Here is a 26917-nt window from a genome sequence, read left to right as displayed (position 1 = left end):
GATTTTTAGGGGCGGAGGGCTTGCATCTGGACGGGCACATGGATAACATAGAAGAAGATATGTAAAATTGCCCGAGAAGAAATCCACGAGGAGGTACGTTTCATGATCCTTGCAGCTGCATCGGATGCGAGCGCGACATTTAAGACATTTGATATTTTCATGATCCTGTTTACGATTCTGATCTTTGTTGGTGTGGTTCGCTTGTTGATGGCCCGCCAAAAAAATAAATTCGCAATCGCTTTCGGTCTCGTCAGCTTATTTGTGTTCTTGTACTCTGACTATGCCATGATTACAGGATGGTTTAACAATTAGGTTGGCCTAGGCACCTTATGTAAAGCGGCTTCATATGACGAATGTAATGAGTTACATACAAACAAGACGCCCGTCTGCTGTTCGCAGTGTGGAGGCGTCTTTTTGTTTCTTCGGGGTAAAGTTACACGGTCCGCAGGAAAAACGTATAAGAAATAGGTCTAGAAGCAATGGCTACAAATGGAAAAACATGATAAATTGAGGAGTACAGGTTGGCTGGGTAGAGGATGGAACCGGGGGAGGAACAAACGAATTGAAGAATATACAATGGCAAAAACGATCGGTGGCTGTACTGCTGGGGGCCATTATTATGGCGGGAAGCGGCGATGCGGTTATGCATACAGACGTTGCGGCTGCAGCAAGCGCTAAGCCCAAGAATACATATGAACAACATGCGGTGCCTCAGGTTATCAGCCGGATGTCGCCATCGGTTGTTGGCATTATCGGAAAGGCCGCACAAGGAAGCAGCGAAGTGGATGACAGATACAACCTGGCGCACGGTACGGGGGTGATCTGGAAGTCAGACGGCTGGATTGTCACCAACGCTCATGTAGTGGACGGGCTTACCGGAATCACGATCGTGACGTCAGACGGCAAATCCTATAAAGCCAAGGGCGTATACAGCGATCCTATGAGTGATATTGCATTAGTCAAAATAAACGCCAAGTCTCTGAAGCCGGCCAAATTTGCCGCATCCGCGCAAAATGCGCTGGTTGGAGAAACGGTGGTCGCCATTGGTACGCCAATCTCTTTCTCGTTACGAAACTCGGCATCCGTGGGTGTGGTAAGCGGCCTGAACCGGAGCGTCGACGGCTCTTATCGCCTGATTCAAACCGATACCGCCATTAACCCGGGCAACAGCGGAGGGCCGCTCGTCAATCTGAAAGGCGAGGTCATTGGCATCAACAGCAAGAAGTTTGCCGCCGTTGGCATCGAAAATATGGGCTTTTCCATTCCTGCGGAAACCGTCCATTATATTGTGGATCACTTATTGGAATATGGCGAGGTTCGAAGAGCCGGCCTAGGGTTGGAATTGGAAGAAAGCTGGTCCGCTATCGTGGGTCTGCCTTCAGACGATCCATTGACCGTTACGAAGGTGCTGTCCGAGCAAGCCCGAAAAGCTGGAATCCAAGAAGATGACGTGTTATATGCAATTAACGGAAAGCGCATCTATTCCGTTGTTGATATCAACGAACGGTTAAAGCCCTTCATCCCAGGCCAGCAGGTTCAGCTGCTGATGCAGCGGGATGGAGATATTATAAATGTAAAACTGACGCTCAGCCAGGATGGTAATCAAGCTGCTTCGTCAAGCGTTGGGGAGGCCGAGTAATGGTGAAGAGAGAAAGAACGAAGTCAAGCCGGCGTTTGCGGCAGATGACAGCAGGAACCTTATCGGCTTTGATGCTATTCACGTCATTATCACTTCCCGTATGGGGAGATGACGTTGTGCCGGAGAAGCGTATCCTGACCGTGCAAAGCGGCAGCAGTACAGCTTCGGTCAATGGCACCTCCTATACGATTGCCAAGCCGCAGCTGAAGCAGGGCGTATTGATGGTGCCGCTGGGCGTGTTTAAAAAAGCGTTTGGCAGCGAGATCAAGCTGGAGGGCGAGAACCGGGTTCGACTGCTGCAAGGACCGCATACGGTTGTGCTCGTTATCGACAACAAGACCGCATGGATTGACGGGAAAAAGGTGCAGCTGCCGGTAGAACCGACGATGGTGTCCGGAACGCTGATGGTACCGCTTCGTCCGGTTGCGGCGGGGATTGGCGCCAAGGTAAGCTCCTCGCAAGGCAAGCTGTCCATCAGTCTCATGGTCACGGATAAGGAAGAGAAGCATGACGAGGGCGAGATCAACAATACGACCGGGAAGACTCGAATCGGAAATAGCTATTATGAATGGAGTATGAATTATCCTTCCTGGATGATCGTTGGGAGAGGAACGGACGACGAGAGCGGTGCTGCTTTCAACGATGCTACGGGCCGCTATTATCTTGAGGTTCATGCCTCCTCCCAGAAAGTGAAGCTGAGTCCGGATGATCTGTTAGAACGGCTCCTGAAAGAACTGAGCGATTCTGGAGATGTTGTGCTTCACCAAGAGACGGTCGCAAGCGGAGCTGTACCATATGCCAGAGTCATTTCCCGTGATGTCGACGGCGTTCTATGGGAAGGCCGGCAGTATTATGCCAATGATCGCGTCTATGAGCTGTATTTTGCCGATGCGGAAGCGGTTCACTATAAGGATATGGACAAGCACGCGAACTTGCTGGGTTCTTTTAGAACGTCCTATAAAGCGGGGGACAAATCGTTAAAAGACGTCTCTTCCATCGTAGATGGGCTCCGCGAAGCAGGAAATGAGGAATACGGCATATGGTTTGGCATTCCTGCAGGCTGGGAAATCAACAACAAGGATATGTTATACGGCAGCGAAGGGCAAGGTTATCTGTCCGTCTCGGTGACATCCGCCCCGGCAGGGGTTGAGGGCACGCTCGCAGCTTGGGGGCAGCGGCTTAAAGACTGGCTGTCGGAATCCTTCGTCCAAGATTCATACGAATACGTCGGACTTACGCCTGTGGAGATCTCGGGCGTCAAGGGGCAGATTCAAGAGGTGCGGTACAACTTCGGAGATAAATGGGTGACGGAATATGAAGTGATGATCCAGAAGAACGGCTACCGTTATTATCTGGAATATGCGGTACCAGATGGCCAAGAGAAGACGGCTACCTACTGGAAGAAGGTGCTGGAATCGATCGAGATTGACTATGATGTGGTACCGCAGAACTTCGGCCGCATTGGCGATGAAGGCTATCTGACCGATAAAACCAAGATGCGGAGCAAGAACTCCGAAACGTACCGCTATCATATCGACATTCCAAAGTACTGGGAGCCGCTGAATGATCAGTTCGAACAGGGAACGGTGGAATATGGATTTGCCGGAGGCGGGTTTGAAATCCATGCACAGAAGGATTCATCCGCAGAATTCATCGTCAGCAATCTGAAACGTTATTATAATGAAGCCAGCACGGCTTCTGGGACGACGGTGAAATTGCTTGGCGTGGATAACATTACGTTTGCCGGTGTCCCGGCCGTATCGTTCAAGGTGCATCAGGTGAAGAACAGCGTTGGCTTTACGACTCAGGAGATCGTATTTGAAAGCGGAGGTATCGCGTACACGATTACGACAACGTTGAATGATGCCAATGCGACGGACATGCAGAAAGCGGCTTTGGAGCGTGCGCTGTCCTCGTTTGAGCTGGTGAAATAGTCCTAAGGATGGAATGATAAAACGTAGATCTCATTTTAGTGGGCAATCATAGTTTTGATAACGCGGATAGCTGTCCTGCTGCATCCATACGGGTGCCGGCAGGCAGCTATTTTGTTATAGAGGTTGTTCAAAACCTTCTCGGTGCTGAAAGTTGACCTTTTTGCACACGCACTTATAGAGAAAAGGAGCGATTCTCCCCTGAAAATATAGAACATATGTGCCGTTTATGCGATCTGGTATGGTAAAATTAAATCGTGAGAGCAATGGATACGTAATTAAACCGGCTTACAGAAGAGGGAATAAGCGGATGAAAAAAACGATAGGCATGTTCGCCCATGTGGATGCAGGCAAAACCACGTTGGCGGAGCAGTTGTTATATATGACCGATACGATTCAGGAGCGCGGCCGTGTGGATCATCAGAGTGCTTTTCTTGATCGACATGACATTGAAAAGGAACGGGGCATCACCGTATTTGCCGATCAGGCCACCATGCATTTTAACGGGTCCACTTATTATTTAATCGATACGCCGGGTCACGTCGACTTCTCGCCGGAAATGGAGCGGGCCATTCAGGTCATGGACGCCGCCGTCGTCGTCATAAGTGCCGTGGAGGGTGTTGAAGGGCATACGGAGACGGTATGGCAGTTATTGCGCAAACATGGCGTCCCTACGTTCTTGTTTATTAATAAAATCGACCGGGAAGGCGCGGATGTGGCGCGTGTGTTTGCAGAGATTCGGAGTGAGCTTACCGAAGACGTCTGTATGATCACAGAGGAGGATATGCTGCACGAAGGCGTGATGCAGTCCTCGGTCATTGAGACTATCGCGGAGCGGGACGAGAAGCTGCTGGAGCAATATATGGAACAGGGATATGAGGTTTCACGGTGGCTGGATACGATGACCGCGATGATTAGGAAAGGGCAGCTATTCCCCTGCTTCGGCGGATCAGCTCTGCAAAACGTGGGCGTGTCCCATTTCTTGCATCAGCTGGATCTGCTGACGGTTACGGACTATGATCCCGAGATTGATTTTGCCGGAAGGGTATATAAGATTCGCCATGACGAACAGGGCGCAAGATTGACCTATATCAAAGCCACGGGCGGAACGCTGCGGGTGCGCGGCGAAATGACTTATTTCTCCGGAACGGAGACGATCACGGAGAAGGTGACGCATATCCGTTTGATCAATGGGGGGCGCGTGACGAATGTCGATCAGGTGCATGCGGGTGATCTGTTTGTCGTTACGGGTATTTCTTCAGCTGCGGCAGGGGATGGCCTTGGGACTCTGGGGGGTGGCCGGACGGTATATGAGCTTGTACCGACGCTGAAGTCGAAGGTGCAATTCGAGTCCTCGATTCATCCCAAGGATATGCTGCGCGAATTCCGTCTGCTCGATGCGGAGGATCCTTCCCTGTCTGTGCAGTGGGATGAGCATGCTCAGGCGATCCATATCCATGTGATGGGGATCATTCAGCTTGAAGTGCTGGAACGCATCGTGCTCGAGCGGTTCGGTTACCGGATCACCTTCGGTGAACCGGAGATTCTATATAAAGAGACCATAACGGAGCCGGTTGTGGGCTGTGGTCATTTTGAACCGTTGAAGCATTATGCGGAGGTGCATCTCCGGCTGGAGCCTGGAGAGCGGAACAGCGGCATCGTGTTCGCCAATGCTTGTCATCCCGATGTGCTTCCGGTCAATTATCAGCATCTGGTCGCCCAGCATGTCGGCGAGAGGGATCATCACGGGCTGCTTACAGGCTCTCCCGTCACGGACATCAAGATTACCCTGCTCAAAGGGCGGGCGCACAACAAGCACACGCATGGCGGAGATTTCAGGGAAGCCACCTACCGTGCGTTACGTCAAGGGCTGGAGAAGGCAGTCAATATGCTCCTGGAGCCTTACTATCACTTCAAGGTGAAGGTGGATGCCGAGTATATCGGACGGCTGATGTCGGATCTGACCCAGGCGAAGGCAAGCTTCGAGCCGCCGGAAACGGCGGGAAACAAGGTGACGGTTACGGGATCGGCCCCGGTATCGACCATGATGAATTACAGCATGGAATTAGCCGCCTACACGAAGGGAAGAGGTACGATATCCCTGGTTTACGGCGGGTATGGCCGGTGCCATAACGAGGCCGAGGTCATTGAACGTAAAGGATACGATAAAAATGCGGACCCGGAATACAGCTCCTCTTCGATATTTTGCGCGAAGGGAAGCGGATATGCGGTGCCGTGGGATGAAGCGGACCGTCATATGCATGTCTAAGTGGCGGAGGAGAATAGGTGTGCAGGCAAGATGTGCGCCCTAGTGGGAATATTCGTCGATTTCATATCGCTCGTGACAAGTGAATGATGCATGCAATGAATTGAAAGATGTGTAGCGAGCCAGAATGCTGCTGTGAAAGGCAATCATGCGTAACGAAGCCATTATTAGCAGGATTAAATATCAATGATATTAATTATGCAATGGTGTACGTAGGGAATTGAGGGAATATAAGTTAACGATGTTGAACTATTTAAGCACCCCGATGGTTCAATTTAAATCCGTAATGAAATACGCACGCGTGATTTGAATCCATCATGCGTGCGCATCGTAAAGAGATTTTATGAAGAGAGCGATCCTTTTTCAACAGGCTGCTGTCGCGTTCGCCGCATTGTCCAATAAGTAATGGCGGTCGTAATCAGCATTAACACACCGGTCATCAAGAATACCGAATGGATGTTAAAGATGCCGCTGATCATGCCGCCCGCGAGGGGCCCGGCCATCCCGCCGATTTGGTTGGCTGTCTGGTTGAGGCTAAACGCACGCCCGCGGAATTCGCTTGGCGTATGTTTGACAACAAGGCCGTTGAGTGCCGGGAATACGGCACAGAAGAAGGCGCCGTAAGCAAAGCGGATGGCCGAGAATGCCCAAATGTTGCTGAACAGGATTTGGGCGAGCGATCCGATTCCGCCGGCGAGCAGACCGATCAGCAGCACCTTTTGGAATCCGATTTTATCGGATAAGCGTCCCCAGCGGGCCGCAAATAGGATGCTGGCGATCCCGACGATGGAGAACACAAAGCCGGCAATCATCGAGGTATGCGATGAAGAGCCGCCGATCTGAGCGATATACAGCGGCAGTACGGGCTCGATCGTCATGACGGAGAACTGCGTCAGCACCGTAAGCATAAGCACGGTCATCAGCGCCTTGTTATGTCCGGCGACCTTAAACGTGTTTATGACGGAGACGCGCTCTTTGCTGGGTACGAATTTCTCTTCCTTGACCCAGAATATGACAAGCAGCGTGGCTGCGAAGCACAGCATCCCTGCCAATCCGAATGCCATTCGGTTGCTGAACAGGGAGGCCAGGGTGCCTCCGATCATCGGGCCCATGATGCCGCCGGTTGCGGTTGCCGTGGACATCATGGAGAGTGCGTAGCCGACCTTTTTCTCGGGGGTATTGGTGCCTACAATGGCGATTGCACCCGGGATAAAGCCGGAGAGAAGGCCTTGGAGCAGGCGGAGAATTAGCACCTGATACTCATTCGTGACGAACGCCATCAGAATATAGATGACAAAGAGCACCAGCCCCGCGCGGATAATCATCGGTTTGCGTCCATATTTATCCCCGACGGCTCCCCAGAAGGGAGAGGACAAGGCGCCCGCAAAAAAAGCGGAACTGAACAGCAGTCCCGACCACATTTCCGTATGCTTGGTAACGCCGAGCTCAATCAGAAAAAGCGGGAGAAATGGTATGACCATCGAGAAGCTTGATGAAACGATAAAGGAGCCGAACCATAGTATCCATAAATTCTTTTTCCAGCTTTCCATGTCTTCTTCATCTCCTGGTGTGCGATTTGTTGTAATCCTTCGAGCTTCGCCTCCTGTCTTTTGAATTGGGATAATGATGTATGTATTACATTTTTAGAGATAGCAAAAGTATGAACTTCGAGACTTGAGTCCTTGTTCGATAGACGTTTTTCTTTAGAGATAAGAAAGTTGTTCATATATACATTGTGACACCCTATCAGCGGGAGGCCGGATACGGATAAAGCAAAACGCCCCACTAATTTGGCAAACTGGAATGAACCAGACTGCCGCGCTAAAGCGAAAGGCGTGCAACTTCATCCTACACCACATGTTTTGGATTGGGAAGAGGCGGGGATGGGGTTAGAGCGGTTGGCGGCTCTTTTGGAGATGGGTTGGAACCGCCGGCTTATCGCATAAATAAAGGGCTTTCAGGATTCCATAAGACGTGGATGCCATATCGTAAAAATTATTTTTTTAGGGAGATCTTATATGAGAGAAACGCTGAAGGATCTATATTCAAATACGTTGTTCCAGCAAGTGACCGACCGGTTGAAGGAGGTTTATCCGGCATTCGATTCGAACCGGTTCATGGAGCTGATTCATAATGAAGCCTGGGGACAAGAGGAGTTCAAGCAGCGCATCCGGCATATTACGCTGGCCTTAACGGACACGCTGCCTGCTTCTTACCCGGAAGCCGTTCAGATTCTGAAACAGGTAGCCCCGCATTTTAGAGGCGTGGAATATGTGTTCTTTCCGGATTACGTAGAGGTTAATGGGATGGAGGATCTGGAGACCTCGATGGAGGCTTTGGCGGTATTCACGCATTCTTCCACGGCGGAGTTTGCGGTGCGGCCTTTTATCATCCAGGATCAGGAACGGATGCTGGCTCAGATGATGACATGGGCACAGTCCGATGACGAGCATCTGCGCCGGTTGGCGAGTGAAGGCTGCAGACCGCGCCTGCCTTGGGCACCGCAGCTGCCGGCCCTGATTAAGGATCCGCGTCCGGCGCTGCCGATCCTGGAGCAGTTGAAAGAGGATCCTTCCTTATACGTTAGAAAAAGCGTTGCCAATCACTTGAACGATATCTCCAAGGATCACCCGGAGCTTGTGCTTGAGATTGCCGCCAAATGGTATGGCCAACATCCGTTAACGGATTGGATCGTGCGGCATGCGCTGCGTTCGCTACTGCGGAAGGGGGATATCCGGGCACTGGCCATTTTCGGGTATGAGGAGCTTGAAGAGCTGGAGGGACTTGAGGTGCGCGAGCTGCGGATCAAGCGTTCCGTGATCGCGATGGGCGATGATCTGGAGTTCGCTTTTCAGGTGGTCAACGAAACCGGCTATCCGATGGCGCTCCGCATCGATTATGAGATCGATTATATGAAGGCAAGCGGCAAGCTTGCGCCGAAACGCTATAAATGCTCGGACAAGATCTATGCGCCGGGAAGCTGGAAGGTCGAGAAGAAGCAGTCATTTAAACCGATCTCCACGCGTCGTTTCTATTCGGGTGATCACCGTCTTCACATTGTTGTGAACGGCAAGCGGTTGGCGAGCATGGATTTTGTGCTGGAGGGTGCGGAGTAAGAGTAAGAGTAAGAGTAAGAGGCATGGTCCAGGACGATGTACTGGCAAACTTGGGGGCAGGTCATGCACTGGCAACCTGTGATGAAGAAATGCTGGAACCAGTTGACGGTTGGGGCGATTCCGTTCCAAAGTTTTGCACACTGCTCCATGTGCGCACGGTGTGTGGTCCGGGGCATGCTTGGATGGCTGTCGACCGCTGAGATGTTAAGGAAGTTCTGACTAAAGGATACGGAGATCAACATGCAGTATCCCGGCTCCCTGATAAAGGTAGGAGGAAGTAATCTCCATATGCAAAAGAAAAAGATAACACTAGCCCCGCACGGATAATCATCTGCTAGTAGCAGTCGCTGCGGATGATGTGAGGCAAGCCTTCCGATGGGAGGGCTTGTTTATTTTTCTTTTAAAGATGTTATGGCTATGAAGATAACAGGGAGTCAGATCATCACAGGGAGTTTTAACGTCCGTGTCCCCACCAAACTAGATAATGAACCGCAGGCAAGCGAAACCGAGTGTGCTATGCGGATTATGGCAACACTATCAAAAGTGTGGAAATCAAGTTAGCAGGTAGAAGAGAAGCCGGACTTTTGGTAAACTAGATAAGTTGAAAAGCTTTCAAAGTATTTACAAAATCAATTGATATAGATGTCGGATGCCCTGTTCTATGAAAATAGAGTATGGCTTGCAGGTTTCAATGAAAGAATAGTAGTACACAGCACGCCGGCTTGAACCGGCCTGGGAGGATATAGATGGACACGAAAGCACTACGAAGAGAAGACGTGGAGCTGCTGGCACCGGCAGGGGATTGGGATTGCATGCGGGCCGCGGTGGCGAATGGGGCGGACGCGATCTTTTTTGGGGTCGAGAAATTTAATGCGCGCGCACGGGCGAACAATTTCCGGATGGACGAGCTGTCCGAGATTATGGCCTTCTTGCACAGTTATGGGGTTAAGGGGTTCCTGACCTTCAATATTCTGGTGTTCGAGAACGAACTGGAGGATGCCAAGGAACTGATCGATGCGTGCGTAGATGCAGGCGTGGATGCGGTGATTGTACAGGATTTGGGTCTGGTAAAAATGATTCGTGAGATTTCCCCGGACTTCCCGATCCATGGTTCTACGCAAATGACGATTACGTCGCCGGAGGCCGTTGAGTTCACGAAACCGTTCAATATGGAACGTGTCGTACTGGGACGCGAGAACAATCTGAAGCAAATCCAGAAGATCGGGGAGCAGGCGAAGCTTCCAATGGAAGTATTCGTGCATGGTGCGCTGTGCGTGTCCTATTCGGGCCAATGCCTGACTTCCGAAATGTGGGGCGGCCGCTCCGCCAACCGCGGAGAGTGTGCGCAGGCTTGTCGTCTGCCGTACGATCTGATCGTGGATGGCGAGCAGAAACCAATGGGCGACGTCGCCTACTTGCTCTCACCGAAAGATCTGGCTGCGATTGATCTGATGCCGGAGCTGATTGAAGCGGGCGTGACCTCGTTCAAGATTGAGGGCCGGTTGAAGACTCCAGAGTACGTGGCTAACGTTGTGAGCAAGTATCGGAAGGCGATCGACCGGTATTTTGACGGCGAAGATGCGAGACCGAGCAAGGAAGAGGTTCGCGAGCTGCAGCAGAGCTTCTCCCGCGGCTTCACGCATGGCTTCCTGGATGGAACGAACAATAAAAAGCTGGTTGAGGGTACGTTCCCGAAAAGCCGCGGTGTGTACCTCGGCCGGGTGGAACAAATTCTGCGTGACGGTGTCGTCTGCAAGCTGGATGCGCCGCTGAAGCGTGGAGATGGCATTGTGTTCGATGCCGGCGACCCAACGAAAAAAGAAGAAGGCGGACGCGTCTACGACGTGCGCCGCAAAGGCGTCAAGCTGGAGGGTGAAGCGCAGGAAGGCTGGATCGTCGATATCGTTCCCGGCCGGAGCGACGTGGACCTGCGCAAGCTGCATGTGGGCGACCGGATCTGGAAGACGAACGATCCGGCGCTGGATAAGCGCCTCCGTCAGACGTACGAGACGGAGAAGCCGTACCGGGTATTCCCGGTACATGTGCGTATCAGCGGCCGTCCCGGACAGCCGCTGTCGACCTGGTGGACCGATGTGCAGAAGGGCACGACGGTCCAGGTGGATTCGGAGCTGGAACTGGAGATAGCCCAGAAGCGGCCGCTCAGCCAGGAGATCCTGGAGGAGCAGCTTGGCCGCCTGGGCGGAACGGTGTTCCAGCTTGAGGCACTCGACGTCGACCTGTACGGCGACGTCATCGTGCCGATTCGCGAGCTCAACAGCATCCGCCGCCGTGCGGTGGAGCTGCTCGCTGGCGAGCGGCCGAAGCCGCCCGTGTACGTGAAACGGGCGGTGTCGGTGTATGGCGATGCGGCTAGACCCGCAGCGCCCGTGGCTCGCGGTGAGGCGAAGCTCACCGCGCTGTGCCGCAGCCTCCCGCAGGTTGAGGCTGCGCTTGCGGCTGGCGTCGAGATGATCTACGCCGACTTCGAATTCATCAAGCAGTTCCCGGCAGCGGTGGAAGCCGTGCGTGCAGCCGGCAAACAGATTGCGCTGGCAACGCCGCGCATTCACATGCCGGGCGAGAACGGCTACCACAACAACATCCTGCGCCTCCAGCCGGACGCCGTGCTGGTGCGCAACACCGGTGCGCTGTATTTCTACCTGCGCCACCGGATGGAGAACCCGGGGGCGAAGCATCCCCGGTTGATCGGCGACTTCTCCCTGAACATTGCCAACCACAAGGCGGTTGACCTGTTCCTCGAAGCCGGATGCGACACCGTCACGCCTTCCTATGATCTGAACATCCAGCAGATGGTGGATCTTCTTGGGAAGGCCGACACGTCCAAGATGGAGATCGTCATCCATCAGCATCTGCCGATGTTCCATACCGAGCACTGCGTGTACTGTACGTTCCTCAGCGAAGGAACGGACTTCACGAACTGCGGTCGTCCGTGCGAAGAGAGCCGCGTGTCCCTGCAGGACCGGATCGGCATGTCCCACCCGGTACGGGTCGACGAAGGCTGCCGTAACACCGTCTACAACGCCATCGAGCAATCCGGCGCCGAATACCTGGCCAACTTCATGGAGCTAGGCGTATCCAGCTACCGCGTGGAGTTCCTCGAGGAAACGCCGGAACAAGTCCACGAGGTCATCGATCTCTACAACCGCGCCCTGCGCGGCGAGATCAGCGGCACCCAGGTGTGGAAGAAGCTGAAGGCGACCAACCAGCTTGGCGTAACGCGGGGGCAGTTGGTGAAGTAAGGAAGCAGCACGCGTATTGCGTATATATCGAGCGATTTAATGAATAAGAGGGAGTGATGCCAAGTTAGGCATCACTCCTTTTTGCGTCGGAACGCTTTGTTTCAGCTCGTTCATGGCGGTGCTTGGATCGATAATGGAATAGAAATCCGACGTTCGGCTCGACGATCCACCCGAAGCCGCGTTTGATCCAGGAAGAGGATAGCAGCCAGGTCAAGAGTGCGCCGAGCAGGATCAACAGCAGTTTGCCTCCCATGGATCGGAACGCTTCGAACCCGTTGAGATGCAACATCGTTTTGACGATGAACCCGTGAAGCAAAAAGACGTACATGGTATTGACCCCACGGTCGGTGAAGGGCGTCTTCGAGACCGGGATGAGGGAGAGGACACACAGTCCCATGATGATAGTGAACGCGTAGGTAATCATTCTGTAGAAGCCTGCATACCACGAGTCCAAGCCGAACTCCAGGTAAGGCATCGCCCCGTAGAACCAGTTAGTTGGCAAGATCGGCGATATGACGTACAGCAAGGCAAATCCGGCGGAGAGCAGGATGATCGATAGCAGTTGAAATGGTCGGGCCTTGATGGCATCCAGCCATTCCCTTTTGAAAACATATCCGATGAGAAAAAAAGGCAGGAAGTACAGCGTGCGCGAAATGCTCGCGTAATAGTCGACATCGATCGAGTACCCGAGCATGATGGACATCGCGAAACAGATGACAAGCGGGTATTTGAGCATCAGCAGGTACGGCAGAAGCATTTTCCACAGCATCATGCTGAACAGGAACCACAGGATCCAGTTGGGGTAAAAGTACGTGAAATCGAGCCGATCCAAGCCTTGCATGTAATAGTCGAACAGGGTATAAAGCGTCTCGAATATGAAATACGGCACGACCAGTCCCGACAGCAGGCCGACGTATTGTTTGGGGGATTGAATGCATTTGGCAAAATAACCGGCCGCCAAAATAAACAGCGGCATATGAAACGAGTAAATGAACTGATAAATCGCTCCCATTGCTGCTTCGCCGTTAAACGGCTCGATGAGATGCCCCACGACCACCAACAGGATCAGTATGAATTTGAGGTTATCGAAATAGGCGTCTCTCTCTTTCATCAGTAACCAGCTCCTTTGGCTTTTTGGTCCATCGAAGTTTCGTACTAGTATATCGGAGGAGTCTTGGCTATTTCCATGGATAAAACTGGGAGGCGTCATTTCCAGTTATCGGCCCCACCTTGAAAAAGCCACATCAAAACCGATTTTAATCGATGGGTTGGCCGGACTCATGGTACAATGTCATCAATATGTTGAGACTTACGGGAATGGAGAAGATAGGATGAACATTCGTAAAGCGATCATACCTGCCGCTGGACTTGGTACACGGTTCCTGCCAGCCACGAAAGCGATGCCGAAAGAGATGCTTCCTATTGTGGACAAGCCGACCATACAATACATCATCGAGGAAGCGGTCGCTTCCGGCATCGAGGACATTATTATTGTGACGGGTAAGGGGAAGCGGGCGATTGAGGATCATTTTGATTCATCATTTGAGCTGGAACATAACCTAGCAGAGAAAGGGAAATGGAACCTCCTCGAAGAAGTTCGCAAGCCCTCCAACATGGCAGATATTCATTATATCCGTCAAAAGGAGCCTAAGGGGCTGGGTCATGCCATCTGGTGCGCACGAAAATTCATTGGGGACGAGCCGTTTGCCGTGCTGCTAGGCGACGATATCGTGGAGTCAGAGGTCCCTTGCCTAAAGCAGATGATGAAGGTATATGATACCTATCAATCTACTATTGTGGGCGTACAGCCTGTATCATGGGACGAAGTGGACCGTTATGGGATCGTAGATGGGCTACAGAAATCAACTAGAATCTATGAATCCTCGAGATTAGTAGAGAAACCGTCTCGTGCGGAGGCACCATCCAACCTGGCCATCATGGGCCGTTACATTTTGCCGCCGGATATTTTCGACATGCTGGAGAATCAGGAGGTAGGGAAGAACGGCGAGATACAACTGACAGATGCTCTCTCCACCTTAGCTCATCACAGCCCGATCTATGCTTATCACTTTGACGGAATACGTCATGATGTCGGCGAGAAGTTGGGATTTATTGAAACCAGTATTCATTATGCATTGCAACGGGAAGATTTGAGAGAGGATTTGATTGCTTATTTAAGCGGGATTTTGGCGAAAGTTCGGTAAAAGCGATTTTATACACATAAGAAAAAAAAGGGGCAGTTGGGTAGAAGATTTCTACCACGAACTGCCTCCTTTTTAATTAGAATTGAAGATTAGCAAGTTGTTGAACATTGTCCTTCGCATTCGGATCAACTTGGGTTAGTTTCCCCATAAGGGCATCATCACTCAAGTTTTGTTTTTGTAATGCTGCCAGATACCAACGTACAATCTCCTGTTGGGTTGTCTGCGAGAGATCTTCTTGTATGCCAAGCTTAAGTGCTTCGGCTGCTTGCTCCGGTTGACTCATCATGAAGTACATTTTGCCTGTATGGAGGATCATGTCGGGTGTGTTTTCAAAAGGGCGTCCTTGAAGCTGCCCTTCAGGTAGAGTAGCTAAATGTTGAATGCCTTTTTGAACCTCAGCAAACGCCTTAGTTGCTTGCTTGAAGTATTTGTTCTTCGCTTCCGTATCACCTGTGCCGAGAGCCACGGTTCCCAACTCGTATCCTTTATTAATAATCTGTTCGGACCAGTTAATGTCCCATTTAAATTTATAGGCATTGTTAACTAAGACCTCATAAGCTTGCTCGGGTTCCTGCTTTATTTCGTAACTTTCAATTAATTGCGTGTACATGTATTTGTTAAAAGGCTCTTCTTTCAATGTTTTATTAAGTAGATTGACAGTCGCATTATAGAATCCTTCATCGCCGGTTTGCTTATACACACTTTGATAGAGTGATGCCAGTAACACTACTGAGTCTGGATGGCTCGGGCGGATATTAAGATCTATATCTAAAGGCGCTTTAATCTCTTTAAATGAAGTGCTTACCTGCAGAATTCTCCGCGCTTCCATTCCCGCGTCGGCTGCTTGCACATATCGGATTGATGTAATGAGCACTAGAATAGCGACAAGGCCAATAAGTCCACTATATGCACCTCTAGCAGTTGAATCTTTAAGGTTCCATTTTTTCCAAGGTTTATTATCCATTACAGCTGCCATTCCGCCAAGTCCCAGAAATACTAGGATTCCCATGAACACGTAGCTCATGTTAAAGTCCAAAATACTATGAATCAAAATGGAAAGGACGATGATGAGATAAAGAAAGTGACTGTTACGCTTCTCATCATTCCCTTTGATATAACCGCGAATATACTTGTAGAAAATATACAGGATAAACGACATGAATATCACAAATCCGACAATGCCGACCTCGATCAAGTATTGTAAGAAGAAGTTATGTGCTTGACGACTTGTATACGGATTGTTCTGATACTGCTCATAAAGAGACGCCCAAGCTCCTCCTCCGGCTCCGATGAAAGGGTAGTCCGCTAGCACTTTCATGGCATCCTTATAAAATGTAAGGCGTTCCAGAACACTATGCTGATTAAAGTTGATGTTCTCGAGTCGGACACTGATGTTTTGCGGCAGTACATTTTTCAATCCGGTACCGATAAACAAGAAAATGAGTAGGCCTCCAATTATAACGGAACCAAGCGGAATCCATAGGCTAGAGTTTTTTCTAGCTGACCAATTGTTTAGTAACAGTTCCAGTTTTGGAGCAACAAACCTTTGAATAATCCATCCGAGGAGCCCCATAACTGTAGACACACCGAGCAGAATTCCCCATCCTTTAAGAGCGCCACTACCGTTAAATGTCTTATTTAACTGTAAGCCTATCTCTGTAACCGGTTTTGAGATGATCAGTGAAGCCACGCCAGCTATTCCGCAATATAAAATCCACAGCAATTGTTTGGCTGGTTTTAGGAATAGAAGCAGCAGGACAAATACAACTGGCAGCATCACCAGACCGCCGCGAGACAGCGTCAAGAGCAGCGAGACAATTATGGGTACCAGCATGAAGCTATGAAAGGCTTGGCTGTACCATTTTCGCGATGTCGTAACAAAAAAGACAGTAGCAAACAAGAAAGCCATGAGAAATGCTGCATATGTATTGGCATACTGGAATACGGAAGTCAGGCGCAGACCGTTGGAGTCAGTCATGACGGCATCGGTATACGTCCCGTTCAAGACCGTGTTAGAAAACCATTTTGCAATTGAACCCGCAGCTTTGCCCTGACCAAACCAATGAAGTAGACCGAAACCAACAATAAGGTAAGCCACTGCCATAAATGTGTTTTGAATGATTCGGTTTCCTAACCTGTCACGAAGAACGAACAATCCAACAATAAACATAATGGCATAAATACAATTAATAATTATCATATTCATAGCGAGAATATGGGAAGCAGCACTAATTAGTGAAAGTATGTACGATAAGGGGAGTAGAAGTACACCAACAGCAAGCCAATCTCTCTCATCCTTAAACTGGATGGTATTATAGTATTGTATGATCCAAAGGAAGAATAGCAGAGTCGCTAGAATAGCAGCCCAGAAGATTGGTTTCTCAAATTGTAGTTCTTGTCCATTAAATAGAGCTGTTTGAAATGACGTCCAAAACAAAAATAGGACAATTCCTGATAGTAACACCCAAAACAAAGCCGATCTCGTCTTACCTTTCTTTGACGGAGCGGGCTTCTTACCGTATGCTGGATTCGACAACGTATTTAGCTCCTTTTCGTGTAGATACGACAATATTTTAGCACAACTCTAGTGAACCAGACCACTTCATAAAAAAACTGCTACACATATATACTGGTAGCAGGTTCATTTAATTCAATTTATATTTATCACATACTTCTGTCGCAGGACCAAGTTCTTTAACAAGACCATGCTCTAACCATAAAACTCTATCGCACATATTCTTCATCTGTTCAATTGAATGTGAGACAAATAAGACAGTTGTTCCAGAACCCATCATCGACTTCATTTTTTGTTCAGACTTTTCTTTGAATTTATGATCGCCAACGGATAATACTTCATCCACAATTAATATATCCGGTTTTACTAAGGTAGCAATAGAGAAACCTAACCGAGCTTTCATTCCTGATGAATAGTTTTTTAATGGTGTATTTATGAATTTATCCAATTCGGCAAACTCTATTATTTCATCAATTTTTTCCTTAATGAACTTTTTTGAGTATCCGAGAAGCATACCATTTAGATAGATATTTTCCACACCAGTTAATTCCCCATTAAATCCCCCGCCCAGTTCAATGAGAGGAACAAGTGAGCCATTTCTAACAACATTCCCAGTAGTTGGTTTGAGGATACCTGCAACTATTTTGAGTAAAGTGCTTTTTCCAGCGCCATTTAAGCCTACAATTCCAAACACTTCACCTTTTGCAATATCAAAAGAGACGTTAGTAAGTGCGGAGAACTCTTCATAAGTAATTTTACGATTAAGAGCTTGGATAAATAGATCTTTAAGAGAATTAATTCTTCCGGACATTAGGGTATATTTCATTGAGACATTATCAACTTTTACAGCAATTTCAGGCATTTAATTCACCGCCAGTTTTTATTCTTAAAGGTAGAATATAAATTTATCTTGTTTTTTATAAAAAAGAAATAAACCGATCCCTATTAAAATCAATGCATAAATGAGAGAGAATAGATGAGACTCTATCGAAGGGAAAGAATGATTGATCATAGCGTCTCTAAACATCTCGATGATATTAAAAATAGGATTAAACTGAATTATCGGTAAGAATCTTTCAGGGATAATATCTGCTGGATAAAATATAGCTGAAGTATACATCACAATTACTAAAGCAAGAGAGTATATGTGCTGCATATCTCGAAAGAAAACATAGATTGTTGATAGTATTAATCCAATACCTATACAGAAGAGAAAAAGATAAAACAATGGAAAAACAATCATGAGATTCATCCAAGAGAAATTTAAATCACTAAATAGAACCACTGGAATTACAGAAATCATTGCTAGTAAGGTATTTATATAAGAAGAACATATTCTAGAAATTGGAAAAAAATATTTGGGAACGTAAACCTTTTTAATAAGCGAAGCATTTGACACGACCGATTGCATTGCAAAATTAGTAGTTTCTGAAAAACAAGCATAAATTAATCTTCCTGACAAAACATAAATAGCAAAATGCTCAATAGAACTGGAAAAGACTTGTTGAAAGATGATTGTAAGGACCAACATAAATAATAAAGGATTAAGTATGCTCCAGATAATTCCAAGTATTGAATTTCTATATTTTAATTTGATATCTTTTCTAATCATTTCAAACATTAAGTCTTTGTATCTATAAAAATTAGACAGGTAATTATTCATAAGGACTCCTTTAAGGTTCTTTGCACGAATTATGTTAACACAATCAAGTGGCCTCCACAATTGAATAAAACATTTGACAAAATGATTAATTGTCTAATCAGAAAAACAATTATTTTGTCGTTTTAGATGGTATAATAGGGAAATATGTATACGACGCTATTCTCGTGTTTCTAATAGTCTTAATTTTAAATGTATTACTAAGGAGATGTAGCAGAACCATGAAACTTTGTGTGATAGGATTGGGTTATATAGGGTTACCAACAGCAGTTATGTTTGCTAAACATGATACTGAAGTCCATGGAGTAGATATAAGTGAAGAGACTATACAAAAGCTTGTAACGGGGAAAATCCACATAGAAGAGCCAGGGCTTGAAGAAATGTTAGGTGACGTAATAAAGTCACAGAAAATTAGTTTTGGATTAAAGCCTAAGCAAGCGGATGCATTTATAATATCTGTTCCAACTCCTATCAACTTCGATAAGAGTGCTAATTTAGAATACGTTAAAGAAGCCACAAGATCCATTGTACCGTATATAAAAAAGGGAGACCTGATTATTCTCGAATCAACAGTTCCTCCTAAGACAATCGAGGATGTAGTTCTCCCAATACTTAAGGAGAGTCAACTTAATGTGTACGAAGATCTTTATGTATCTCATTCTCCTGAGCGTGTACTGCCGGGAAGACTTCTTCATGAACTCGTCCATAATGATCGCATAGTAGGTGGAATTAATACTGAATCAGCGATAAAGACCTCAAGTTTATATAGAACATTTGTAAAAGGTAGTATTCACCTTACAGATGCCACTACTGCAGAAATGGTAAAATTGATGGAAAACACATATCGTGATGTTAATATAGCTTTTGCGAACGAGATGGCCAAAATAGCTGAGCATGTTGGATTTAATGTGTGGGAAGCAATTGATTTGGCAAATTGCCATCCGCGTGTAAATATTCATAAACCTGGTCCAGGGGTAGGAGGACATTGTATTGCAGTAGATCCATGGTTCATATATGATTCTGCACCATCATTGGCAAATTTGGTTCGGATGTCTAGAACAATCAATGATGGAATGCCTGAATATGTTGTAAATAAGGTTAGAGAATTACTCCCAGGACAAAATAAATATACAATCGCAGTGTTTGGTTTGGCGTTTAAAGGGAATATAGATGATATTAGAGAAAGTCCAGCTTTAGAGATAGTAGAACGATTGCATAATCAATACAACATTCAAATATTCGATCCTCATGTGAGGGAAAATATACCAGATAAAAAGGACAGCGTTCATGCTGCAGTTAAAGGTGCTGATGCAATACTCATATTAACTGATCATAATGAGTTTAAGGAGATTGACCCGACGGAACTATTACTCTTAATGCGAGGAAATCTCGTCCTTGATACCAGAAATGTCGTAGACCATGAACTTTGGAGTAGCTCAGGGTTTATTAATTATGTTTTAGGGCAACCACTTGTAAATTATTCGAATGTTGGTGGTGAATACATTGAGACGGTTAGATAGGGTTTCCGAGGCGTATTATGGACAACAAGGAGATAAAATCGCAATAAAAACAAGGGAAAGAGTTCATTGGGTATGCTCAAAGGTAGAAGGAAAATCAGTGCTAAATGTTGGATGTTCTCAAGGGATTACAGAAATTATCCTAGCAAAAGAGGGAAAACAGGCTGTTGGCATAGATATTGAAGAACAGTTAATAACCTATGCGAATTCTGTTTTGGAAAATGAGAGTGATACAGTAAAATTGAATGTCAAATACCACGCCTGTAGTGTATTTGATTTTGAATGCAATCATAATTTCGACACACTCATCCTGTCAGAAATAATGCAACATTTTACAACAACCGATTTTTTGCTTAAAAAAGTCAAAAATCTTCTGAAGGATAGCGGTACAATTGTAATAACTGTTCCCTTTGGTATAAGTAGTTCAGATGACAATAAAAAAACCTACTATTTAATGAAATTACTGAGAGAGGTTGAACCGTACTTTGAAGTTCAGCAAATTGAGTTTCTCAGTGATTGGGTTGGCTTAGTAGGAAGAAAACTAAGTGATGGGCATGAAAGAAGAGTGGATTTATCAAGGGAGCTTATTAGAGAGGTCGAGGAAACGTTCTCTGGGATAGAGCAAAGATTGGTTAATGATATCACATCGATGAAATTAATGATAAATGATATGGAATTGAAGCTTACCAATCAACAAGAAATGTTTAAAAATCTTCAAAAAGATTATGAAAATTTAAAAAGTGAAAATCAAAAATTAAAGAAAGAAAACGACTTTATTCAAAGTAAGCTTACATCTAGTAATGAAGAGGAACTTGCTATGGACCAAAAAAAGATTGAAGAACTTGAAAAAGCTGTTCAATCAAAGAATGAAGAAATTATTGAACGTTTAGATAGTGAAGAAGAAACATTAAAAAAGTTTAGGGACTCTATTTTTCAATATAATCAGTTAGAAGCCAAATACGCTAATATTTCAAAAAAATACAATCTACTAAGTAATGCAAAATTAGGGAGACTTACTCTTAAATATTGGAAGTATAAAAAGAGGATACCAAAAGATTTTTAAATATTTAGAGGATAATTTAGGGGATAGGTAAATGAGCATTGATTATATCAATAGGAAAATAAGGGAAATTAATTTAGCCAGAAACAAGATAATGAAGGAAATGAGCGTAAACAAAACAGAGGGGCAAATTGTCAAAGACATAGAACAGATTCTGGATAACAATTATAAACGTAGCTTTAATAACTTGAAGGAAATGAAAGTTGCATGTATTATGGATGAGTTTACATATAATTCATATCAACCAGAGTGTATTCTGATGCAAGTTACACCTGAGAACTGGTTAGATCAAATGATTACGTTCAAACCGGATTTGTTTTTTTTAGAGTCGGCATGGCGAGGGAAAGATGGCCTTTGGCATACTAAAGTTCCACACCTTAGTAATGAGTTAATTGATCTATTGAGTTATTGTAAAAAAAATGATATACCAATTATCTTCTGGAATAAAGAGGATCCAGTTCATTTTGATACATTTTTAGCTACAGCAAAGTATGCGGACTTCGTATTTACAACCGATATCGATTGCATTAAGAAATATAAAACAATGCTAAAGCATAATAGGGTTTATCTCTTGCCATTTGCAGCCCAATTAGAGTATCACAATCCAATTGAAGCTTTTGAAAGGGAAGACAAATTTTGCTTTGCTGGCGCATATTACAAACGTTATCCAGAACGGGTTCGGGACTTAGAAGCTTTTATTGAGATAGTTACTCAAAATAAAGGTCTTGATATATATGATCGTAATTATTTTGAAAATGACCCCAATTATTCATTTCCAAGCAGCTACAAGAAGTATATTAAGGGAAATTTGAAGCCAACCGAAATAGAAAAGGCTTACAAAGGTTATCGATTTAATATAAATATGAACTCAGTAAAGCAGTCACAGAGTATGTGTGCTCGAAGAGTATATGAATTGCTGGCATCTAATACAGTTACCGTAAGTAATTATTCAAGAGCTATAAGAAATTTATTTGGTGATTTGGTTGTTTGTACCGATGATGGACAAGAATTATCAAATCAAATCAATAAGTTTAGTGATATTGAATACTATAATAAATACAGATTGTTAGGTCTTAGAAAAGTTCTTTCAGAACACACATACACACACCGATTGAATTTTATAGTTAATAAAGTTTATGAAAATACATTAGAGCTGCCCCTAAAGAGAGTTGCAATAATTTCAAAGGCTGAAACTGAGGACCAATTGCATCATATTCTAAGCCAATATAAACGCCAAACGTATACGTTAGCTAAGTTATTCATTGTCTTAAAGAGAAAATTGGAAGGTAACTATTTGATCCCTGATAATGTCGAAATTTTTAATGAGTTTAATAAGGAAAAGGCAGAATATATAAAACAGAATTTCGAGTATGTAACATATTTCTCATCGCAAGACTATTACGGTGCAAATTATATTAATGACTATATATTAGCGACACAGTATACAGAAGTACCAGTAGTAGGTAAGAGTATGGTTTTCGAAAATTTCAACGATAGCATTATTAAGAACACGCAAGGAGTAACTTATTCAATAACCCGGAATGCACTAATTAGAAGATCATTAATAAAATGTGAGTATTTAGTCGCTGAGCAAATAGTAAGCTTTACTGAATTCATTGATGAAAGCATTATTCCTGAAGAGTATTTTGCAATTGATGAATACAATTACTGTGCAAGTTATTCTAAGTATTCTTGCCCTGTAGTTGATGATTTTGTATTGACAGATCAAGGCTTAACTATGGATAAAGTAAATCAATGTGTACAAGCCATTGAAGAAAGCAAAATAATGAATAGTAATTATACTATTGATAACAATGAAATGTTTAAATACCTGAAAAAGTCTAATCAAATTGATTTCACTTTAGAAAATGATGGGATTCAGGTTGTCTCAAATTTAGAGAAATCACATGAATATACTTATTTGAATAAAGATTTTGATATACTAGATTTGAATGTGAGACCTGAACTAGATATATATTTGGATGTTGATTATTATACGAAATTTGGAGTGGAAATTGTTGCCTTATTATTAGATAAGAATAAAAACAAGATTGAAGCGATAATTAAACCATCAGGAAGGAAAATATCGGTTAACATTAATCCAAATGTGAAATACATTAGGTTTGGGATTAGATTTTCAGGAATAGGAAGTTGCAACATTAAAAAATTGATAGTAGGGAATATACAATTTGACAATGGATGTTTTTTGAGTAAATCAAATGCAATACTTATTACAGATAATTATCCGGATTATCAAAACCTCTATAGGTATGCTTTTGTTCACAGTCGAATTTATGAATATAAGAAAAATGACTTAATAGTTGATATTTTCAAATTTAATGAAAGAGAGGGGAAATGTAACAGTGAATTTTCGGGTGTAGATATTTCCAGTGGGTATATTGAAGAACTGAGTAGTACTTTAATTTATGGAGATTATGATACCTATCTAATTCACTTTTTAAATGAAACTATATGGGAAAGCACAAAAAAATTCATTGAATCAAAGAGAGCGATTGTTTGGATTCATGGTTCTGAAATTCAACCTTGGTGGAGAAGAGAATACAATTACTCTACACAACAGGAATTAGAAAAAGCAAAAGAAGAATCGAAGTCTAGAGTTCAATTTTGGCAGCAGGTATTTGAAGAGGTGCTTCTTAATAAGTGGAATGTTCATTTTGTTTTTGTATCAAATTATTTTGCACAGGAAGTTTTTGAAGATTTAAAAGTTACTTTGCCTGAAAACCAATATTCCATTATTCATAATTATATAAACAGTGAATTATTTGAACATAATGAGAAGGATATAGAATCGAGAACTAAAATTTTATCTATTAGGCCTTTTGCAAGCGCCAAATATGCTAATGATCTTACTGTAAAGGCGATACAGCATTTGTCCAAAGAGTCTTTCTTTTCCGAATTGGATTTTATGATAATAGGAAAAGGTGAGCTTTTTAAGTCAACTGTGAAACCCATACGAAAATTCAAAAATGTGAAACTCGAAGAAAGATTTTTAAGACAAGAGGAAATAGCCTCAATTCATAAAGAATATGGAATTTTTCTAGTCCCTACCAGAATGGATTCCCAGGGAGTATCCAGGGATGAGGCAATGTCCTCAGGGTTAGTTCCGATTACAAATAACGTAGCCGCGATTCCAGAATTTGTTGATGGAAATAGTGGGGTATTAGTTGAGGAAGAGGATCATATCGGTTTAGCTGAAGGTATAAAAAAACTGTACTATAATCCTCAGTTATTTTTGACCATGTCAAAAAATGCGACCCAACGTGTTCGTAATCAGAGCGGATTTCATAAAACCATACTGAAAGAAATTGAGATTATAAAAGGATACTAAACGTGTCGTTATATTTTTTGATTCGTTGGTAATCAATATAAATCGAAAGGTTTGCGTTATTTAATATGACATTAAACCATAACAGTAATTTGTTTGTTGGATTTGCTAATCGATTGCTGAATAATGATCTTGTAGTTAATGAAAAAATTAATATAGAAGTATATTATGATATTGATAATATAAATTGGGATATTAATGCGTCTGTATCACCAAATACTTTTTTGTTATACTTGCATTCGCTAAGGCCTGTCTTATTTCTTACTAAGGCTTACTTAGAAAAAAAGGATATCAACTATCTGAATGCTGCTTTGAAGTTTATATTTTCTTGGAGAGAATACTCTGTTTCTGAAACCAACCATAATAGGTATACTTGGTACGATCATTCTGTAGCAGAAAGAACAGAGAATTTAATTTTTTTTCTTGAGGTGTATCAAAATCTAGAAAATGTAAAGGAACGATACGAGAGTATTCTAAGTATCATCAAAACAAATGCTGAGTGGCTGTTTGATGACAACAATTACACTAGAAGGCATAACCATGGAATATTTGAAGATTTTTCGTTAATTAAATCTGGTTATTTTTTGAATGACGACGGTTATATCCAGAAAGGTATCACTAGGCTGGATGAACAATTGAAATATGCATTTCCAAATAAATATATACACATTGAGAATTCAGTAGGCTACCATATTGGAATAACCGCATATATCAAAGAGATATACAAATATCTAAAAAGCGTAAGTAATGAATATGCAAAAACTGCATATGATTATTTTAGTGGCGCGGTTGAGTTTCTTGTGTATGTGTACAAGCCCAATTTAGCTCTCCCGTTACTGGGAGATACTATTGGTTCAAGAGAGTCGGGGAAAATAGAGGAAAATTATCTCAACAGACAATTAGAGTATGTTCAGAGCAAAGGGTTACAAGGAGAAGTTCCTGAGAATAATATAAAAGTTTATAGCAATGATGGGTATTTTATATTTAGAGAGTATTGGGATTCAACAGATTTTGACCAATCAACTTGGATGCTTTTTAAGGCTGGATATTTATCTAGTACACATAAGCATGCGGACGATTTATCCTTTTTGTTATATTCAAAAGGACATGATATATTTATTGATCCAGGAATGTACAATTATATGATAGGGGATAAGATCCACGAATATACTAACAGTAATTTTGCACATAATACTTTAATAGTAGATGGTAAAACATATTCTGTTAGTAAATTTAATTCAAATAAAGTTGGTTTGTATTCGTATAACAAAAAAAATGGGTACCATTCAATTGTGGCATTTAATAATATATTTAATGGTGTTCAGATCGATAGAACTGTAAATATCATTGATGGGGATAATTTCATTATAATTGATGATATTTTATCACGTGACTATCATAAATATACCCAGGTATTTCATTTGTCTAATGATGTTGAGATAATGGATCTAAGTAAAGACTATGCTTTACTAAACATAAAAAAAACAAAATATTGTGTTTTGTTAGAACAACTTAATTCTTCAGACAGTGTTGCATATATAGAAGGGAATAAGAACAATGAGCAGTTTAGTTTAATGTCTATTGGCTTAAATCAAGTTGTCCCGACCACTACTATAGTATTTAATAAGTTGGACTATAATACTCGATTTGTTACTTCTATTAGAATATTAGAGAAACGAAACCTTTATAAAAACAATGTTTTATATTCTAATAACAAAGTTCTAATAAATGGTGTTAGTATCGAGATTTCATCAAGAGAAAGGTTACCAGAAAACGAAGTCGTTGTTGAAATATATGGTAATAAAGCGAAGCTTATAAATAAAGCAAACTCGGACAATCAAAAACTCTCTTATTCATTCTATTTATTAAATGAGATTACCGGAAGAAAATATGACTCTAGACCCTACAGCTTTCTGAATCATGCTGAATTTAAATTGGATAAAAACTGTTCATATGCAATTATGAGCTATTTAAAAAACACTGCAAGAGAGACAGTGGTAAAGCTTGTTGGATTTATTAGATATGTTGGTGAAGAATTTCTCTTTGAGAAGTTAGACAAGAATCAACAACAACCAATAGTGGAAGAGGCAAATATCATCTCGCAAGGAAATAACCTATTCAAGTTTGAAGTCAGTATAAGTAATTTTAATGTACTTACATCAAAATGGTATATTTATAAAAACGGAGCCAGTCACCAATATATTGGAAATAATTCAAATTTTCTAGAATATCAATTTACGGAACCAGGTATTTATTCAGTTTTATATAGAATGAATGATATATACTTTGGTGAAGTTGTTTTTGATAATTTTGAAGAAATTAGGATTGATTAGTTAGAATGTGAATCCCAATGTTTTCGAGATTATCACAAAAAATATAGGAGGGTGATTTCTCCCTCCTATA

The 26917-nt window shown here is 43.7% G+C and carries 16 protein-coding genes; 11 read left to right on the top strand and 5 right to left on the bottom strand.

What is annotated here, in order from left to right:
* Positions 1-102 precede the first annotated feature (102 nt).
* From DP091_RS18565 to DP091_RS18550, 4 genes are all read left to right on the top strand, one after another.
* Positions 103-312 (top strand): hypothetical protein, encoded by a 210-nt coding sequence (locus DP091_RS18565; RefSeq protein ID WP_071219760.1) that lies wholly within the window; start codon positions 103-105, stop codon positions 310-312.
* 250 nt (positions 313-562) lie between these two features.
* A complete protein-coding gene (locus DP091_RS18560; RefSeq protein WP_113059691.1) occupies positions 563-1639 on the top strand; it encodes a S1C family serine protease in 1077 nt (358 codons plus the stop codon).
* Positions 1639-3573 carry a copper amine oxidase N-terminal domain-containing protein gene (locus DP091_RS18555; RefSeq protein ID WP_113059690.1) on the top strand — a complete coding sequence of 645 codons (1935 nt, stop codon included), beginning with the start codon at positions 1639-1641 and terminating at the stop codon, positions 3571-3573. Before DP091_RS18560 ends, DP091_RS18555 begins: the two co-directional genes overlap by 1 nt.
* A gap of 307 nt (positions 3574-3880) precedes the next feature.
* Positions 3881-5839, top strand: coding sequence for a GTP-binding protein (locus DP091_RS18550; protein WP_113059689.1), 1959 nt, complete (start codon positions 3881-3883; stop codon positions 5837-5839).
* Between the two features lie 338 nt (positions 5840-6177).
* On the opposite strand, the gene DP091_RS18545 is transcribed toward DP091_RS18550, so the two are convergent.
* Positions 6178-7386: an MFS transporter gene (locus DP091_RS18545; RefSeq protein WP_113059688.1), complete on the bottom strand. Its 1209-nt coding sequence runs from the start codon at positions 7384-7386 to the stop codon at positions 6178-6180.
* Between the two features lie 468 nt (positions 7387-7854).
* Here DP091_RS18545 and DP091_RS18540 point away from each other — a divergent pair, with 468 nt between their 5' ends.
* Entirely contained in the window at positions 7855-8952 is a 1098-nt protein-coding gene (locus DP091_RS18540; protein ID WP_113059687.1) for a DNA alkylation repair protein, read from the top strand.
* Between the two features lie 746 nt (positions 8953-9698).
* Positions 9699-12212, top strand: a complete 2514-nt coding sequence (locus DP091_RS18535) for a U32 family peptidase (RefSeq protein ID WP_113059686.1) — start codon at positions 9699-9701, stop codon at positions 12210-12212.
* Positions 12213-12276: 64 nt separating this feature from the next.
* Here DP091_RS18535 and DP091_RS18530 read toward each other — a convergent pair whose 3' ends face one another.
* Complete coding sequence (locus DP091_RS18530) at positions 12277-13323, bottom strand: acyltransferase family protein (protein WP_113059685.1); 1047 nt, start codon at positions 13321-13323, stop codon at positions 12277-12279.
* A gap of 220 nt (positions 13324-13543) precedes the next feature.
* Here DP091_RS18530 and galU point away from each other — a divergent pair, with 220 nt between their 5' ends.
* Complete coding sequence (gene galU, locus DP091_RS18525; RefSeq protein ID WP_113059684.1) at positions 13544-14416, top strand: UTP--glucose-1-phosphate uridylyltransferase GalU; 873 nt, start codon at positions 13544-13546, stop codon at positions 14414-14416.
* A 76-nt stretch (positions 14417-14492) separates the two neighbouring features.
* On the opposite strand, the gene DP091_RS18520 is transcribed toward galU, so the two are convergent.
* The 3 genes from DP091_RS18520 to DP091_RS18510 form a co-directional block, all read right to left on the bottom strand.
* Entirely contained in the window at positions 14493-16952 is a 2460-nt protein-coding gene (locus DP091_RS18520; protein ID WP_113059683.1) for an O-antigen ligase family protein, read from the bottom strand.
* Positions 16953-17061: 109 nt separating this feature from the next.
* Positions 17062-17793 (bottom strand): ABC transporter ATP-binding protein, encoded by a 732-nt coding sequence (locus tag DP091_RS18515; protein ID WP_113059682.1) that lies wholly within the window; start codon positions 17791-17793, stop codon positions 17062-17064.
* Between the two features lie 24 nt (positions 17794-17817).
* Positions 17818-18594: an ABC transporter permease gene (locus DP091_RS18510; RefSeq protein ID WP_113059681.1), complete on the bottom strand. Its 777-nt coding sequence runs from the start codon at positions 18592-18594 to the stop codon at positions 17818-17820.
* A 218-nt stretch (positions 18595-18812) separates the two neighbouring features.
* Between DP091_RS18510 and DP091_RS18505 the strand changes: the two genes are divergently transcribed.
* The 4 genes from DP091_RS18505 to DP091_RS18490 all read left to right on the top strand — a co-directional run bounded on the left by DP091_RS18505 (position 18813) and on the right by DP091_RS18490 (position 26847).
* Entirely contained in the window at positions 18813-20111 is a 1299-nt protein-coding gene (locus DP091_RS18505; protein ID WP_113059680.1) for a nucleotide sugar dehydrogenase, read from the top strand.
* Positions 20095-21171, top strand: a complete 1077-nt coding sequence (locus DP091_RS18500; protein WP_181469851.1) for a class I SAM-dependent methyltransferase — start codon at positions 20095-20097, stop codon at positions 21169-21171. Before DP091_RS18505 ends, DP091_RS18500 begins: the two co-directional genes overlap by 17 nt.
* Positions 21172-21202: 31 nt before the next feature.
* Complete coding sequence (locus DP091_RS18495; protein ID WP_113059678.1) at positions 21203-24517, top strand: glycosyltransferase family protein; 3315 nt, start codon at positions 21203-21205, stop codon at positions 24515-24517.
* A 65-nt stretch (positions 24518-24582) separates the two neighbouring features.
* Positions 24583-26847 (top strand): alginate lyase family protein, encoded by a 2265-nt coding sequence (locus tag DP091_RS18490; protein WP_113059677.1) that lies wholly within the window; start codon positions 24583-24585, stop codon positions 26845-26847.
* The last annotated feature ends 70 nt before the right edge of the window (positions 26848-26917 follow it).

The sequence above is a fragment of the Paenibacillus sp. MDMC362 genome (assembly GCF_003269305.1).
GTDB lineage: Bacteria > Bacillota > Bacilli > Paenibacillales > Paenibacillaceae > Paenibacillus_AQ.
This window is presented reverse-complemented; position numbering and strand designations above follow the sequence as displayed.